The 14,631-nt window shown below is 72.1% G+C and carries 16 protein-coding genes; 10 read left to right on the top strand and 6 right to left on the bottom strand.

Going from position 1 to position 14,631, the window contains the following annotated elements:
* Positions 1–161: 161 nt before the first annotated feature.
* Entirely contained in the window at positions 162–929 is a 768-nt protein-coding gene (map, locus tag H343_RS0104455; RefSeq protein ID WP_028430150.1) for a type I methionyl aminopeptidase, read from the bottom strand.
* A gap of 62 nt (positions 930–991) precedes the next feature.
* Between map and H343_RS0104450 the strand changes: the two genes are divergently transcribed.
* A complete protein-coding gene (locus H343_RS0104450) occupies positions 992–1,267 on the top strand; it encodes a helix-turn-helix domain-containing protein (protein ID WP_028430149.1) in 276 nt (91 codons plus the stop codon).
* A 320-nt stretch (positions 1,268–1,587) separates the two neighbouring features.
* Positions 1,588–2,733 (top strand): site-2 protease family protein, encoded by a 1,146-nt coding sequence (locus H343_RS0104445; RefSeq protein WP_028430148.1) that lies wholly within the window; start codon positions 1,588–1,590, stop codon positions 2,731–2,733.
* A 126-nt stretch (positions 2,734–2,859) separates the two neighbouring features.
* On the opposite strand, the gene H343_RS28880 is transcribed toward H343_RS0104445, so the two are convergent.
* From H343_RS28880 to H343_RS0104430, 3 genes are all read right to left on the bottom strand, one after another.
* Complete coding sequence (locus H343_RS28880) at positions 2,860–3,315, bottom strand: CBS domain-containing protein (protein WP_051264578.1); 456 nt, start codon at positions 3,313–3,315, stop codon at positions 2,860–2,862.
* 49 nt (positions 3,316–3,364) lie between these two features.
* Positions 3,365–3,583, bottom strand: a complete 219-nt coding sequence (locus H343_RS28875; protein WP_037902318.1) for a hypothetical protein — start codon at positions 3,581–3,583, stop codon at positions 3,365–3,367.
* A gap of 355 nt (positions 3,584–3,938) precedes the next feature.
* Positions 3,939–4,550, bottom strand: coding sequence for a TetR/AcrR family transcriptional regulator (locus tag H343_RS0104430; RefSeq protein WP_028430147.1), 612 nt, complete (start codon positions 4,548–4,550; stop codon positions 3,939–3,941).
* A 93-nt stretch (positions 4,551–4,643) separates the two neighbouring features.
* On the opposite strand from H343_RS0104430, the gene H343_RS0104425 reads away from it, so the two are divergent.
* Both H343_RS0104425 and H343_RS0104420 read left to right on the top strand, forming a co-directional pair.
* Complete coding sequence (locus H343_RS0104425) at positions 4,644–5,078, top strand: nuclear transport factor 2 family protein (protein WP_028430146.1); 435 nt, start codon at positions 4,644–4,646, stop codon at positions 5,076–5,078.
* Positions 5,075–5,911, top strand: coding sequence for an NAD(P)H-binding protein (locus H343_RS0104420; protein WP_028430145.1), 837 nt, complete (start codon positions 5,075–5,077; stop codon positions 5,909–5,911). The genes H343_RS0104425 and H343_RS0104420 overlap by 4 nt, the downstream gene beginning before the upstream one ends.
* 136 nt (positions 5,912–6,047) lie before the next feature.
* Here the strand turns inward: H343_RS0104420 and H343_RS0104415 are convergent, their stop codons facing one another.
* The gene (locus H343_RS0104415) at positions 6,048–7,268 is read right to left on the bottom strand and encodes an alpha/beta hydrolase (protein ID WP_028430144.1); all 1,221 of its coding nucleotides are present in this window, start codon (positions 7,266–7,268) and stop codon (positions 6,048–6,050) included.
* A gap of 328 nt (positions 7,269–7,596) precedes the next feature.
* Here H343_RS0104415 and H343_RS28870 point away from each other — a divergent pair, with 328 nt between their 5' ends.
* The 4 genes from H343_RS28870 to H343_RS0104390 all read left to right on the top strand — a co-directional run bounded on the left by H343_RS28870 (position 7,597) and on the right by H343_RS0104390 (position 10,848).
* A complete protein-coding gene (locus H343_RS28870) occupies positions 7,597–8,448 on the top strand; it encodes a Scr1 family TA system antitoxin-like transcriptional regulator (RefSeq protein ID WP_051264577.1) in 852 nt (283 codons plus the stop codon).
* On the top strand, positions 8,445–8,657 hold the full coding sequence (locus tag H343_RS0104405; protein WP_051264576.1) for a DUF397 domain-containing protein: 213 nt from the start codon (positions 8,445–8,447) through the stop codon (positions 8,655–8,657). The genes H343_RS28870 and H343_RS0104405 overlap by 4 nt, the downstream gene beginning before the upstream one ends.
* A 629-nt stretch (positions 8,658–9,286) precedes the next feature.
* Positions 9,287–9,694 carry a YciI family protein gene (locus H343_RS0104395; RefSeq protein WP_028430142.1) on the top strand — a complete coding sequence of 136 codons (408 nt, stop codon included), beginning with the start codon at positions 9,287–9,289 and terminating at the stop codon, positions 9,692–9,694.
* 8 nt (positions 9,695–9,702) lie between these two features.
* The gene (locus tag H343_RS0104390) at positions 9,703–10,848 is read left to right on the top strand and encodes a DUF6596 domain-containing protein (protein WP_028430141.1); all 1,146 of its coding nucleotides are present in this window, start codon (positions 9,703–9,705) and stop codon (positions 10,846–10,848) included.
* 112 nt (positions 10,849–10,960) lie between these two features.
* Here the strand turns inward: H343_RS0104390 and H343_RS0104385 are convergent, their stop codons facing one another.
* Positions 10,961–11,899: a WYL domain-containing protein gene (locus H343_RS0104385; protein WP_028430140.1), complete on the bottom strand. Its 939-nt coding sequence runs from the start codon at positions 11,897–11,899 to the stop codon at positions 10,961–10,963.
* 141 nt (positions 11,900–12,040) lie between these two features.
* On the opposite strand from H343_RS0104385, the gene H343_RS0104380 reads away from it, so the two are divergent.
* Positions 12,041–13,327, top strand: coding sequence for an ATP-grasp domain-containing protein (locus tag H343_RS0104380; protein ID WP_028430139.1), 1,287 nt, complete (start codon positions 12,041–12,043; stop codon positions 13,325–13,327).
* Positions 13,324–14,601: an MFS transporter gene (locus H343_RS28865; protein ID WP_037902313.1), complete on the top strand. Its 1,278-nt coding sequence runs from the start codon at positions 13,324–13,326 to the stop codon at positions 14,599–14,601. Before H343_RS0104380 ends, H343_RS28865 begins: the two co-directional genes overlap by 4 nt.
* Positions 14,602–14,631: the final 30 nt, after the last annotated feature.

Here is a 14,631-nt window from a genome sequence, read left to right as displayed (position 1 = left end):
GGGTGTCACTGCCGGGCGGGTCCCGGAGCACCGGGCCGACCGGACGAGGCGAGGTCCCGGGGCGCCGCGCGTACGGCGAGAGGCGAGCGGCGGCGAACGGCGATCTCATGGCACGGCACAGCGGACGTCACCCGCCGGCCATTGGCCGGGCGGCTCCGAGGTCAGGGCAGCGTGAGGACGAGCGGTCCGCTCTCGGTGACGGCGATGGTGTGCTCGATGTGGGCGGCACGGCTGCCGTCGACCGTGCGCAGGGTCCATCCGTCGGGGTCGGTGCGGTAGTCGTTGTGTCCTCCCGCCATGAGCATGGGTTCGACGGCGAGGGTGAGGCCGTGACGCAGAGGGAAGCCGCGGCCGGGCCGTCCGTGGTTGGGGACGTGGGGGTCTTCGTGCATCCGGCGGCCGATGCCGTGGCCGCCGAAGTCGGTCGGCATGCCGCACCCGGCCTCGCGGGCGACGGTTCCGATGGCATGCGAGATGTCGCCGATGCGACGGCCGACGGTGGCTGCCGCGATGCCGGCGTCCAGGGCCTGCTGGGTGGCGGCTATGAGTTCGAGGTCGGCGGGACGGGGTGTGCCGACGGTGAAGCTGATCGCCGCGTCGCCGGTCCAGCCGTCGAGTTCGGCTCCGCAGTCGATGCTGACCAGGTCTCCGTCACGCAGGCGGTAGCCGTCGGGGATGCCGTGCACGAGGGCGTCGTTGACGGACACGCAGATCACCGCCGGGAAGGGGGTGGGGGCGAAGGAGGGCCGGTAGCCCAGGAACGGAGAGCGCGCTCCGGCCTTGGCCAGGGTGGTGCGGGCGGCTTCGTCGAGCTCGCGCAGGCGGACCCCCACGGCTGCCGATCGGCGGGCGGCCGCGAGGGCCTCGGCCACGACGCGTCCGGCTTCACGCATCGCCTGCAGTGCGGTGTCGGTCTTGATCTCCACCATGTGCGGTGACTCCTCGCGATGCGACGCTGTCCAATACTTATACCGGTATTAGTATCACGGGCATGGTGAGAGTTCCTTTGAGCCCCCGGGAGCGGCAACGGGGGGAGCGGTTCGGGGTCCTGCTCCGCGAGGCCCGCGGTGACCGCAGCATGGTGGATGTGGCGTCGGCGGCCGGGGTGTCCGCGGAGACGCTTCGCAAGATCGAGACCGGCCGGGCCCCGACCCCGGCCTTCTTCACCGTGGCGGCCCTGGCCCACGCGCTGGACCTGTCGCTGGACGACCTCGCAGCCGCCTGCGCGGAGGATGCCGGAGACGGTGGCCGGGCCATGTCGGCGTGAGGGCCCGGCAGCTCTGCCGTCTCGCCGAAAGCGGATGTCTCTGACCTGCCCGGGGACGCCGGTCTCGCCGCACGGCTCCAGTTCCACGCTCTCTCACGGAACGGAAGGGCCTTAGCCAGCCGTCAACCGCCACCCCGCAAACCCGCTCGGACAGGCGCTGTGCCGTGCCGAGGTCCGCCGCCGGGGCGCCTCACCGCTCGCGCTGGGCCGAGCGGTGCCCTTCGACGCCCGTTCGGCCCCCTCAGGCGGCCGTGCGGGGGACGCGCGCGGAAGGGGCGAGGAGCATGGGCGGCAGGGAGCGTCGAGCAGGGGAGAACGCATTGCGGGCTACCTTCACGCTGGGACGGATCGCCGGAGTCCGGATCGGGGTCCACTGGAGCGTGCTGCTCATCTTCGGACTCATCGCCTTCGGTCTGGCGAGCGGCCGACTCCCGGACGCCCACCCGGACCGGCTGTGGGTGGTCTACTGGGCGGCCGGACTGATCGCGGCCCTCGTCTTCTTCGCCTCGCTGCTCGCCCACGAACTCGCGCACGCCGTCGTGGCCCGGCGCAACGGCGTCGACGTGGACGACATCGTCCTGTGGCTGCTGGGCGGAGCGGCGCGGATGAAGGCGGAGGCGTCCACTCCGGGCGCGGAGCTGCGGATCGCGGGTGTGGGACCGCTGGTGAGCCTCCTCCTGGGCGGGGCGTTCGTGCTGGTCGCCTGGTTGTGCGACCTGGCCTCGGCGCCCGGCATCGTGACCGAGGTGGCGGTGTGGCTGGCCGTCATCAACGTGCTCCTCGCGGTCTTCAACGCCGTCCCCGCCGCGCCCCTCGACGGCGGGCGCCTGCTGCGTGCCTTCCTGTGGTGGCGTACGGGCGACCGGCTGAAGGCGACGGCCGGGGCGACGGCGGCTGGGCGCGCCTTCGGCTGGCTGCTGGTGCTGCTGGGGCTCGTCCTGTTCGTGGGGAGCGGGGCGTTCGGGGGCCTGTGGCTCGCGCTGGTCGGCTGGTTCCTCATCGCCGCCGCCACCGCGGAGGGGCGGCAGGCGCAGATGCGCGGAGTGCTCGGCGGTGTGCCGGTACGGGACGCGATGACGCCCGACCCGGTCACGGTGCACAGCGGAGTGCCGGTCTCGGAGTTCCTGACCGGACCCTTCTACCGCAACCGGCACTCGGCCTACCCCGTGATCGGTGACGAGTCGGTCCCGGCGGGGCTCGTGACCCTCGACGACGCCAGGCACGTGCCCTGGGACAGCAGGGAAGAGGTGACAGTCGGTGAGGTGATGGTGCCGCTGGCGGAGGTCACCGTCGTGGCCCCGGGGGACTCGCTCGCCGACCTCCTGCCACGGATGGAGTCCGGTGCGCGCAACCGCGTCCTGGTCGTGGACGAGAACCGGCTCGCCGGCATCCTCTCCCTCGCGGATGTGAGCCGTACGGTGACGTGGCTGATGGACTTCGCGAAGCAGCGGCACGGGCAGCGGTGAGCCCGGTCTGTCGCCTGGCGGCGCTGCCCGGCCGGTGCGAAGCGCGGCCGCTTCACCGCACCGGTGCCCGGCGGCGTCGGCCTCGGTGCCCGGCGGCGCCGGGCGGGGAGGCCCGGCGGCACCGCCTCAGGCCCAGGACGCCGGCGAGTGCGTGCGCAGCGGACCGGGAACCTTCCGCGCCGCGTCGATCACCTCGGCCAGCTCCGCCTGCTGCGCCGCGAGGAAGCAGAAGAGGTCGTCGAAGGAGACCATGCCGACCAGGTGGTCCTTCTCCGTCACGGGCAGATGCCGGGCACCGATCGAGCGCATGGTGTGCTGTGCCGCCGTGACGGAGGTACCGACGTCCACCGTGACCGGATCGGCCGACATGATCCGCTCGACCCGCAGCTCCGTCGACAGCCCGCCGGCCATCGCCCGTACGACCAGGTCCCGGTCGGTGAGCAGACCGATCACACGGTCGCCCTCCACGACGGGCAGCGCTCCGACCTGGGCATCGGCCATGTGCCGGGCCGCCTCCTCCAGCGACGCTTCCGGCGGCACGCTGGCCGGGGGTGTGCTCATGGCATGCCTGACCTGTGTCATGGCATCTCTCCTCTCGAATGGGGTTCGGGCCTCCCGGCTCGGGAAACGGTCAGAGCCGTTTGGAGAGCAGCAGTTCGTGGGCCGTCCGCGCGCCGCGGGCGGCGTCCTCCGCGGCGTAGGTGTCCTGCACGGGAATCTTCTCCAGGCCCAGTGCGAGCGCCCGTACGGCCTCTGCCAGGGTCTCCTGCGACTCCAGGAGGCTCATCCGCTCGTGAACGCCTTCCGGGCGCCTCTCCGCACGCTGCGCGGGCTCGTGGTTCTGGCTCATCTCGGACCTCCGTAGCGGGGTCGTGGGCGGGCCGCCGACCCTGGTCCTGTGGGACCGGCGGCGTGCCTGAACGGCGTCACCGCCGACGGGCGGGCTCCTTGCCGCGGGGCTTCCCTTCCTTCAAGGGTTTCCCTTCGCCGTCGCTGGGGGGAGGGCCGATGGTCCCCGTACCGCACCCTGGCGGCCCCGCCCGCCTTAAGAGAACCGTCGAAGCGCTCGACCACCAGCCGGCAGAACTCGTCCATGAACGCGGCATAGCGCGCCACGTCCGCCTCCGGCAGCGCCGAGCGCGGATCGCGGGACTCCGCTCTCCTCGAAGGCCGCATCTCCCGCCGAAGATCCGCGCTGCTTCCGGTCAGCCCTCGGCGCGCGCTGCCCGCGGTGTGCGGGGGCCCACCACCGCCGCGACGAAGCTTCCCAGCTGGGCCCGCATGCGCTCGCGCGGCACGCGTTCCCGCCCGGCGAGGTGTTCGACGAGGTCGGCGCGGGTCGCGGCGAGCAGGGCGTGGGCGGTGAAGCCGCTGTCGGCCGGCAGGCCGGGGATCTGTTCCAGCGCGGCCTGGAGCAGGCGGTGCCATCTCTCGTAGTGCTCCGCCCCGTAGGGGCTGCTGCTCCCGGTCTCCTCCAGGGCCAGCACGAGATGGCGGTTGTCGAGCTTGAAGCACAGGACGGCGTCGAGCAGGGCGGGTACGCGCTCAAGCGGCGGGGTGTCCGGGCCCAGTGGCGGCGGGCCCGCCTCCACGGCGTCCCTGAGGGGTTCGAGCCGTGCCTCGTACAGCGCGCGGAGCAGCCCGGTGCGGTCGCCGAAGGCGCGGAACAAGGTGCCCTTGCCGACGCCGGCAGCCTCCGCGACCCCGGCCATGGTGACGTCCTCGGGGGACTTGCTGCGCGTGAACAGGCGGTCGGCGGCCGCGAGTACGGCCTCCCGGTTGCGGACGGCGTCCTTGCGGGGTCTGCGCTCGGGCACGGCTCCTCCGAACTCCTCCGGTTGCAAAGCGGACCACGGGTCCGTATCGTCGAAGCGGACCCGAGGTCCGTATTCTATGAGACGGAGACACCCATGCGTGCTGCGCCCGCACCGAGCTCCCCGGAGGAGCTGTACCGCCACAGCCTGCGGCTGTTGCTGGAGAAGGACATTCCCGGCTGGGTCGGCCTGTGGGCCGAGGACGGCGTCATGGAGTTCCCCTTCGCGCCGCCGGGCCGGCCCGAGCGGCTGGAGGGCAAGGAGGCGCTGGCCGCCTACATGCGCCACTACCCCGACCACATCGACCTGCACGACTTCCCCGACCTGCACATTCACCGGACCACCGATCCGGAGACCGTCGTGGTCGAGATGCGCGCCGTCGGTCGCCTCGTGCAGACCGACGCCCCCTTCGAGATGACCTACATCGCTGTCGTCACCGTCCGGGACGGACGCTTCGCCTCCTACCGCGACTACTGGAACCCCCTCGCCGTCCTCGAACCCGGCACCGACTTCGCAGGGAGCACCCGGTGAGCCGCACGGGCACGACCCTGGTCATCGGCGCCACCGGCACCACCGGCAGCCGCACCGCCGCGCAGTTGACGGCGGCCGGACACCGCGTGAGAGCCGCCAGCCGCAACGCCGGGCCGGCCGGCGGCGCGGAAGGTGTCCGCTTCGACTGGCGCGACCCCGCCACCCATGCCGCCGCCCTCGACGGAGCCGACCGCGTCTACCTCCTGCCGCCCGTGGGCGACTCGGACCCGGCCGCTGTCATGCTGCCCTTCCTCCGGCAGGCCCGCGACGCCGGCGTGCGGCGCGCCGTACTCCTCAGCTCCTCGGCCGTGCCCGAGGGCGGACCGGCGACGGGAGCGGTGCACCAGGCCCTTCTCGGCATCTTCGAGGAGTGGGCGGTGCTGCGGCCCTCCTGGTTCATGCAGAACTTCACCGGCACGCATCCGCACGCCGTCAGCATCCGCGAGGAAGGCGTCATCCGGAGCGCCGCCGGGAGCGGCCGGGTCGGCTTCGTCGACGCCGAGGACATCGCAGCCGTCGCCGTCCGCGCCCTGACCGAGGACCGCGCCCCGAACACCGACCTCGTCCTGACCGGCCCCGAGGCGCTCAGCTACGACGAAGTCGCCGCCATCGCCACGGAGGTCACCGGCCGGCCCGTCGTCCACCACCCGCTCTCCTACGAGCAGTTGCGCGACCGCCTCGCGGCGCTGATGCCGCCGGACTTCGCGGCGCTGCTGGCCGGACTGGACCGCGCCATCGCCGAAGGGGCCGAGGACCGCGTCACCGACACCGTCGAGCGCGTCACGGGGCGGGCGCCGCGCTCCCTCCGGGAGGTGCTGGAGAAGGAGATGTGACAGGGCAGTTGGTGAACCGGCCCGGCCCGTGCCCAGGGGCCGTCCCGGGCATGCCCGCCGGGAGATGTGAGCCATGGTGTGACCTGAAGCGACGCAGAGGTCGGCAGGTGGTCGAGTACCGGTCCCTCGGGGTCGTTCAGCGCACGAAGCGGACGTCCGGGTGTGCGGAGGACGGGCCGTTCAGCAGGTCGCGTGGGATGCCGCGCAGGTGCTGGTCGAAGAACGCGGTGATGTAGGCGCGTTGGGCAGCGGTGCTGCGTTCCGGGTCGATGGTGCCGACGTACTGTTCGCGGGTCGACGCCGGGATGTCCAGGTGTTCGTCCAGAGCCGGTACGAACGTCTGGGCGTCCGTGTAGCTGGCGTGGGCGGCGCGCTGCAGGCTCAGGTCGCGCTGCCATCCTGTCGAGTGTTCCCAAAGGGATTGCCATGACGGCTTGTTGTGATGGGTCTGGGACTCCTTGCCCATCAGCATGAACGGCCGGTCCAGCCCTTGCCGGGCCACGGGCAGGAAGTCGGTGTCGTTGTACTGGAGCGTGCCGTCCATGTTGATACCCGCGTCGATCCGTTCGTCCACGCGCATGCTCTCGGCTGCGGTGGCGCCCCCGCCGGAATGCCCGAACATGCCGATCCGTTCAGGGTCGACGGCCTTGTTCAGCCCCTTGGGGAGGCGACGCCCCTCGGCGTCCGGGTTCTGGCCGCTGTGCAGCGCGGTGAGCTGATCGAGGACGAAGCGGGTGTCGTGCACCCGGGTGCGGATCATCTTGCGGAGGTCTTCGTCGCCGGACATGGGCTGCTGCAACTCAAGGCGGCCTGCGGGGAATTCGACTGCGGGTGCCTCGTAGGTGTGGTCCACGGTGACGACGACGTAGCCGCGGCTGGCCAGTTCCGTCGCCGTCGACGTGCCGAGTGTCCGGGAGTTCCGCAGTCCCGGTGAGTACAGCACGACCGGACGGGCTGTGCGGCTGTCGGCCGGTGCCCTCCAGGCCGCGTCCGTTCGAACGCCGGCCCAGTCCACTTCTCCTGGCTGTGCGAGTCCGAAGGAGCCGGAGGCGTCCAGGGTGCGTGCGACACCCGGCGGCATGTACGGGGGCCGCGAGTGTCCCCCCTTCTCACGGGCCGGGTACCAGAGAGTGACCATCAGCTCCCGGTTCCGGCCGGACACCCATGGGTCCTGCCGGTCGTGGTCCACGAGGTGCAGCTCGGTGCTGCCGACCGGCCACTGCCCGGTGGGCTGCGGCAGGGAGAACCGCACGCCTTCCCGGTCGGGAGCGTCCGGCGGGGGAGCTGCGGCCACCCCCGCTCCGGCACTGAGGCAGAGCGTGAGGGCCGTGGAGATCACAGTGGATTGGGTGCGCATGCCGACGAGTCTCCGCCCCGCCGCCCATGCGGGGCATCCGCCGCCGGTCGGATCGGGCCCCCGGCATTCGACCGGGTGGCGGCCCGCAGGAGCGTCAGGGTGGAACTGCTGGGCGGGGAGGGAACGGGGGCGGGTTGCCGGAGTTCGGCGCTGCTCGAGCCGTCCCGACGGTGCCGGGCGTCGGCAGCCGAGGGGCGCCGACCACACGGACCGGGAACACTCGGTTGTTGTACGCGTTGAGGGGTGGTTGTACGCAGTGCGTGGCGTGACCTCGCCGTGGAGGCGGTGTTGGGCCGGGGGTGTGGCCGCCGATGGAGCGAGGGTGCGTATGACGCAGGGTGAGAGCGGACGGCGAACCGCCGGGGTGAGCGTGGAGGACGAGCCGGGGTCGGGTGTACTGGCGGCGTTCGGGCGGCAGATGAAGCTGTTGCGCACACAAGCGGGCCTGGACCGGGTGGAGTTCGGCAAGCGGACGGGCTACGCGCCGCATTCGGTCGCCTCGTTCGAGCAGGGACGGCGTATTCCGCCCGCGCAGTTCATCGACACGGCGGACGAGGCGCTCGGCGCGGGGGGTGTGCTCAAGGCGCTCAAGGTGGAAGTCGCGCGGGCGCAGTACCCCGCGTTCTTCCGGGACATGGCCAGGCTTGAGGCCAGAGCGATCGGTCTGTGCGTGTACGCGAACCACGCGGTTCCGGGGCTCCTGCAGACCGCCGAGTACGCGGGAGCGGTCTTCCGGATGCAGCGGCCCCTGCTGGACGAGGAGGTCATCGACCAGCGGCTGGCCGCCCGGCTGGCCCGTCAGGAGATCTTCTCCCGTAAGCCCGCCCCGCTGCTGAGCTTCATCATCGAGGAAGTGGTGCTCCGGAAGCCGATCGGCGGGAGCGGCGTTCTGCGGGGGCAGTTGGAGCAGATGCTGCTGATGGGGCGGGAGCGCAATGTGGAGATCCAGGTGATGCCCACCGACCGGGAGGATCACGCGGCGATGGACGGGCCGTTCACCTTGATCGAGACCGCCGAAGATGAGCGGATTGCGTATACCGAGGTGCAGGGGGACAGTCGGATGCACGCGGGCCATCGAATGCTCCACAAGCTGGAGTCGCGCTATAGCATCCTGCGGTCACAGGGGCTCACCCCGTGCGAGTCCCTGGCCTTCATCGAAGATCTGCTGGGAGTGGAATGAGCATCAAGACACCTGGGTCGGTCGTTCCGGAGTCGGCGTGGTTCAAGAGCAGCTACAGCGGCGGTGAGGGGGGCGAGTGCGTGGAGGTCGCCACGTCGCCGCGCGCGGTGCACGTGCGGGACTCCAAGGTCGCCGCCGGGCCGGTCCTGTCCGTCGCGCCGGAGGCGTGGGCCGGGTTCCTCGGCGTGGCGGTCGACACGCTCGACTGAACCGTCCGCAACGATGCGGGGCTGCCGCGACTCACTTGCGGCAGCCCCGACTTCCGTCTCAGACCACGTCCGGACCTCCTCCTGGCGGATCACCGGTGTCATTGCTCAGTCTCTCGGTTCGCAGGTGCCCGAGTCCTCGGCGCATTGCCAGCCGCTGAAGCCGTCCTCAGGGCGCTCGAGGCTGTTGTCGAAGGCGATGAGCGCTGCGACCAGATAGGCCATGAAAGCCAGAGTGGCGGCAGTACCGATCGCCCACAGGGCGATTCGGAGACGACGTCTGATCTCGCGTCTTCGGACCGGCCGCAGTCTCTCCCGCGCCGGCTGTGCCCAGCGGTCTCTGTCACGCAGCGGCTGCCTGCCCGCTGTGTGTGGCCGAGAGGGACGCTCGTCCGAGGGGCCGTCGGAGGCAGTGTGCGTACCCATGTCAGCTGCTGCCCGTCGTCAGCTTTTCCTCTCCGGATCTTCTCGTGAACGGTGTTCCACCGGTCGGCGAGCTCACCGGCGCGGGCCGTCCGCGACAGCCGCAAAAAAAGTTGCTCCGTGATGTCGAGAAACCGTGGCCCGCTCCGTCCCCGTAGTGAACGCGGCCAGAATGGGCCGCACCCGCACCCGCACCGAGGAGAACCATCATGGCCAAGTACCTGCTGCTCAAGCACTACCGCGGCGCCCCGGCGGCGGTCAACGACGTTCCGATGGACCGGTGGACGCCCGAGGAGATCTCGGCCCACATGAAGTACATGCAGGACTTCGCGGACCGGCTGGAGAAGACCGGTGAGTTCGTCGACGGCCAGGCGCTCGCCCCCGAGGGGACGTGGGTCCGGTACGACGGCGAGGGCCGCCCGCCTGTCACCGACGGCCCGTTCGCCGAGACCAAGGACGTCATCGCCGGCTGGATGGTGATCGACGTCGACAGCTACGACCGCGCTGTCGAACTGGCCGGGGAGCTGTCGGCCGCCCCCGGGGCGGGCGGTGAGCCCATCCACGAGTGGCTGGAACTGCGCCCCTTCCTGACCGCCCCGCCCACCGTCACGGAGTGACCTCCCGAATGGACGAACGCCTGCTGAGGAGCCTCACGCCGAGCGTCCTCGCGATCCTCGTCCGCCGCGGAGCCGACTTCGCGGCGGCCGAGGACGCCGTGCAGGACGCGCTGGTCGAGGCGCTCCGCGTCTGGCCGGCCGGCCCTCCGCGGGACCCGAAGGGCTGGCTGGTCACCGTGGCCTGGCGCCGGTTCCTCGACGTGACCCGCGCGGAGGCCGCCCGTCGCCGCCGTGAGGACGCCGTCGAGGAGGAGCCGGCGCCCGGGCCCGCGCCCGCGGTGGACGACACGCTCCAGCTCTACTTCCTGTGCGCCCACCCGTCGCTGACGCCGTCGTCCGCGGTCGCGCTCACGCTGCGCGCCGTCGGCGGGCTGACCACCCGGCAGATCGCACGGGCGTACCTGGTGCCCGAGGCGACGATGGCGCAGCGGATCAGCCGTGCCAAACGCACCGTCTCCGGCGTGCAGTTCGACCGGCCGGGCGACGTGGCCACCGTGCTGCGCGTCCTCTACCTGGTCTTCAACGAGGGCTACTCCGGCGACGTGGACCTGGCCGCCGAAGCCATCCGCCTCACCCGGCAGTTGGCGGCCGTCATCGACCACCCCGAGGCCGCGGGGCTGCTCGCCCTCATGCTGCTCCACCACGCCCGGCGCGCCGCCCGTACCGCGCCCGACGGCAGCCTGGTGCCGCTCGCCGAACAGGACAGGAGCCGCTGGGACACCCGGTTGATCGCCGAAGGTGTCCGTATTCTGCAGGCTGCCCTTGCCCGCGACCGGTTGGGCGAGTTCCAGGCCCAGGCCGCCGTCGCGGCACTGCACGCCGACGCGCCCACCGCGGAGGAGACCGACTGGGTGCAGATCCTGGAGTGGTATGACGAGTTGACGCGCCTGACCGACAGTCCGGTCGTGCGGCTCAACCGCGCGGTGGCTGTCGGCGAGGCCGACGGACCGCGCGCGGGCCTGGCGGCGCTCGCGGAGCTGGACGACCAACTGCCCCGGCACACCGCCGTGGCCGCGTACCTGCACGAGCGCGACGGGGACGTGGCGACGGCGGCACGGCTCTACGCGGAGGCAGCCCGGGCGGCGCCCAACCTCGCCGAGCGCGACCACCTGACGCGCCAGGCCGCCCGCCTCAACGCCCGCGGGGGGTGCTGACGGGCCGGCACGCCCTTCCCCGCGGGCGCTCGGAACCTCGCTCAGCGTGTGACCGCCCCGTGCCGACAACGACGGGTCGGCGCACGCCCGTTGCACTAGCCGCCGGACACGTCTAGGACTCCACCGCCGCCGTGAAACGCGCGGCCACAGCCGCCACCGCCGCCCGGAGCTCCGGCCCGCCCTCGACGCGGAACCCGAACGGCAACCTCGCCAGCCAGTCCTGCGCGTACATCGTCGGACTGCTCGTGGTGCCGATCAGCACGCACCCTGCGCCCGACGCCTCGAGCCGTCCCATGGGGGGTTCGACCCACCGCGTCACCTCGGACAGCGGGGCGTGGAAAGCCACGCGGGTCGGGTATTCCCAGCCGGCGCCCAGGCTCTCCTCCAGCAGCGCGACCGGGTCGAGGTCTTCCGGCGGGTCGAACGCGCGGGCCGTCTCATGGACCGCGCCGATCCGGTCGACCCGGTAGGTGCGGATCTCGTCCGTGCGATGCGAGCGGCACAGCAGGTACCAGCGTCCGCGGCGGACGACCACGGCCCAGGGGTCCACCTCCTTCTTCGACTCTCTCCCCGACTCGCTCCGGTACGCCAACCGCACGCTCCGCCGCACCGCGGACGCCGCGACCAGTGCGCTGGTGACGGCCGGATCGGGCCGGGCCGAGTAGGAGTCGGGCGCGGCCGCCGCATGGTCGCGCAGCGTCGCCGCCTGCCGGCCGACGTTCTCCGGCAGCGCTCGGATGACCTTGCTCAGGGCGCTTCCCACGAGCTCGTCGGCGTCGTCGAGCGCCGCCATGACCAGCCCCAGCGCCTCCGGTTCCGTGAAGACCACCGGCGGCAGCCTCGTCCCGCGTCCCAGCCGGTACCCGCCGTAGGGCCCCCGGGCGGACTCGATGGGGACGCCCGCCTCCCGGAGGATCCCGATGTACCGGCGCGCGGCCCGCTCCGTGACGCCCAGTGACGCGGCCAGGTCGTCCGCCGTCGCGCCGGGGCGGTTCCGGAGGACTTCCATGGTGCGCAGAGCCCGGGCGGTGGGGCTGATATCGGTCGGCACACCAGCAGATTAGGTGGTCACTTCCTGTACCGGAAGTGGATTGTCCGGAATCGGCCGTAGCGTGATGCGCGATCCGACCGCACCGGCGACGGGACTGATGCGGTCGGCCAGGCACCGGAGAGAAGTGACGGAGGGAGCAACGTGTCCAGCGATGTCGTACCCACCGGCCGACGGTCCTCGGCGGTCGCCACCGGACGGCCTCGCGTCCTGGTTCTCGGCGGCGGGCTCCAGCATCTGCGCAAGGCCCGCGAACTCGGCCTGGACGTGGTTCACGCCCAGTTCCCGGACGTGTACGACCGCGGCCACTGGCCCTACGTCGACCAGGCGCTGCTGCTCGACTACGGCGACATCGACCGGCTCCTGCCGCTGGTCCGGGCGTTGCACGAGGCGTACCCGATTAAGGCGGCCGTGTCGCTGTTCGAACTCGGGCTGCTGCCGGCGGCGCGGATCAACGAGGCGCTCGGCCTCGGCGGCGAGTCCGTCGCCACGGTGGAACTGCTGCTGGACAAGTGGCGGATGCGCAGTCACCTGGCCGCGAGGGGCATCAGCCCGGTGGCCTCCGCGGTCGGCCGTTCCGCACGGGACGTCCGGGAGTTCGTGTCGGCGCACGGGCTGCCGGTCATCGTCAAACCCGTCCGCGAATCGGGCAGCCTGGGGGTCTTCCGCATCAGCGACCCGGCCGACGTGGACGTCGTCGCCGAACGGTTCCGGTCCTTCGACGGGCGGTGGGCCGCCAGGGACCTCTCCTGTGCCGACCCCTTCGGCGAGTTCCTCATGGAGGAGTTCCTGGACGGCCCGGAGATCAGCGTGGAGACCCTGACCTTCGACGGCCGGCATGTGGTCGTCGCGGTGACCGACAAGGAGTGCGACGGCTCCGGCTTCGTCGAGATCGGGCATTCGCAGCCCAGCGGCTGCCCGGCCGGAACGCTGCGCGAGATCACGCGGCTGGTGACGGACTTCCTCGACGCCGTGGGACTGCGCAACGGTCCGGGGCACACCGAGGTCAAGCTGACCTCGCGCGGCCCGCGGATCATCGAGTCTCACAACCGCGTCGGCGGCGACCGGATCGGCGAACTGACCGAGATCGCCTACGGCGTCGACATGGAGCGCTACGCGCTGGGCACCGGGTTCGGCGTGGTGGAGCCGCTGACCTCGTCGCCCGAGCCCCGTGGCGGCGCGGCCGTCCGGTTCCTCACGCCGGAGCCCGGACGGGTCGTGGAGGTGACCGGCCTCGACGCCGTGCGCGCCGACCCGGCGTTCGTCGACCTCCGGCTGGAGGTGGGGCCGGGCGACGAGGTACCGCCGCTGACCTGGAACGAGGACAAGGTCGGTCACGTCGTCGCCCGGGGCGCCACCGCCGGGGAAGCGACAGCACACGGCAGGCGGCTGGCCGCGGCGGTCCACGTGCGCACCGAGCCCGTCGCGTGAGCACCGAGGCGCCGGACCGGCCGGGTGCAGAGGAGTCGCGGTTCCGCGACGCGCTGCGCGGCCTGCCCGGCCGGGTGTGGGTCGTCAGTCTCGGCATCCTGGTGAACCGGGTCGGCAACTTCCTGCCCGTGTTCATCGTGCTCTACCTGACCGGGCGCGGCCATTCCGCCGGTGCCGCGGGGCTGGTGCTGGGCGTGTCCGGTCTGGGCAACGTGCTCGGCAACGCTGTCGGCGGCCACCTCGCCGACAGGATCGGCCGGCGGTGGACCATCGTGCTGTCCGCCGTGACCACCTCCGCCCTGACGGCGGTCGTGCCGTACCTCGGGGCACTGCCGGCCATCGTCGCGGTGGTCGGATTCATCGGCGTGACGTCGCAGATCTACCGGCCGGCCGCTGCCGCGGTGCTGATCGACTCCGTGGCGGCGACCCACCAGCAACGGCTCGCCGCGTTCGGGGTGTTCCGGTTCGCGATGAACGTGGGCGCGGCCCTGGGCGGCGTCATCGGCGGTGTGGTCGCCGGCATCTCCTACGTGGGACTCTTCCTGGGAAATGCCGCCGCCTGCCTGCTGTTCGGCGTGGTCGTGGCGGTGCTGCTGCGGGATGCGCCCCGGCCGCTGTCCGGCCGGGATGATTCGGACACGCGGGCGGACCGGACGGACCGGGCGGACCGGGCGGACCGGACGGCGGGGTACCGGCAGGTGCTCGCCGACCGCACCCTGGTGCGGTTCCTGCTGATGACCGTGTTCGCCGAGTTCGTCTACATCCAGTCCACCGTCGGCCTGCCCCTGCACGTCAGCGACGTGGGTCTGAGCGAGCGCGACTTCGGTCTCCTCATCGGGCTCAACGGCCTGCTGGTGCTGGTCCTCGAACTGCCCATCACCGGCGCGGTCTCCCGGTACCGGCCGGAGTACGTGCTGGCCGTCGGCAACCTGATCACCGGTGTCGGTCTCGCCCTGACCGGCCTCACGACCGGCATGGTCCTGCTGTCGGCGACGGTGCTGATATGGACGTTCGGCGAGATGATGAACAGCTCCATCTCCCAGGCCCACGTGGGGAGTCTGGCCCCGCCGCGGATGGTCGGGCGCTACCAGGGGCTGCACGGCGTCGCGTACACGATCGGTACGGGCGCCGGACCGCTCATCGGCGGCGCCGTGTACGCGCTCGGCCCGTGGGCGCTGTGGGCCCTGGTCGCCGTGGCCGGGCTGCTGTCCGCCCAGCTCAGCCTGCCGCGCCGCCGCGCGGAGTCCACGGGGGATGCCGGTGGCGTCGCGTGACGGTCGTTGCGGGGGCGGTGTCGGGCCGGG

Source organism: Streptomyces sp. TAA204, from assembly GCF_000424965.1.
This window is presented reverse-complemented; position numbering and strand designations above follow the sequence as displayed.

Coding starts and splice junctions, on each gene's coding strand:
- H343_RS0104405 (WP_051264576.1), top strand. CDS start 8,445: ATGAGCATCAAGACACCTGGGTCGGTCGTTCCGGAGTCGGCGTGGTTC.
- H343_RS0104390 (WP_028430141.1), top strand. CDS start 9,703: ATGGACGAACGCCTGCTGAGGAGCCTCACGCCGAGCGTCCTCGCGATC.
- H343_RS0104450 (WP_028430149.1), top strand. CDS start 992: ATGGTGAGAGTTCCTTTGAGCCCCCGGGAGCGGCAACGGGGGGAGCGG.
- H343_RS28880 (WP_051264578.1), bottom strand. CDS start 3,315: ATGACACAGGTCAGGCATGCCATGAGCACACCCCCGGCCAGCGTGCCG.
- H343_RS0104425 (WP_028430146.1), top strand. CDS start 4,644: ATGCGTGCTGCGCCCGCACCGAGCTCCCCGGAGGAGCTGTACCGCCAC.
- H343_RS0104415 (WP_028430144.1), bottom strand. CDS start 7,268: ATGCGCACCCAATCCACTGTGATCTCCACGGCCCTCACGCTCTGCCTC.
- H343_RS0104395 (WP_028430142.1), top strand. CDS start 9,287: ATGGCCAAGTACCTGCTGCTCAAGCACTACCGCGGCGCCCCGGCGGCG.
- H343_RS28870 (WP_051264577.1), top strand. CDS start 7,597: ATGACGCAGGGTGAGAGCGGACGGCGAACCGCCGGGGTGAGCGTGGAG.
- map (WP_028430150.1), bottom strand. CDS start 929: ATGGTGGAGATCAAGACCGACACCGCACTGCAGGCGATGCGTGAAGCC.
- H343_RS28875 (WP_037902318.1), bottom strand. CDS start 3,583: ATGAGCCAGAACCACGAGCCCGCGCAGCGTGCGGAGAGGCGCCCGGAA.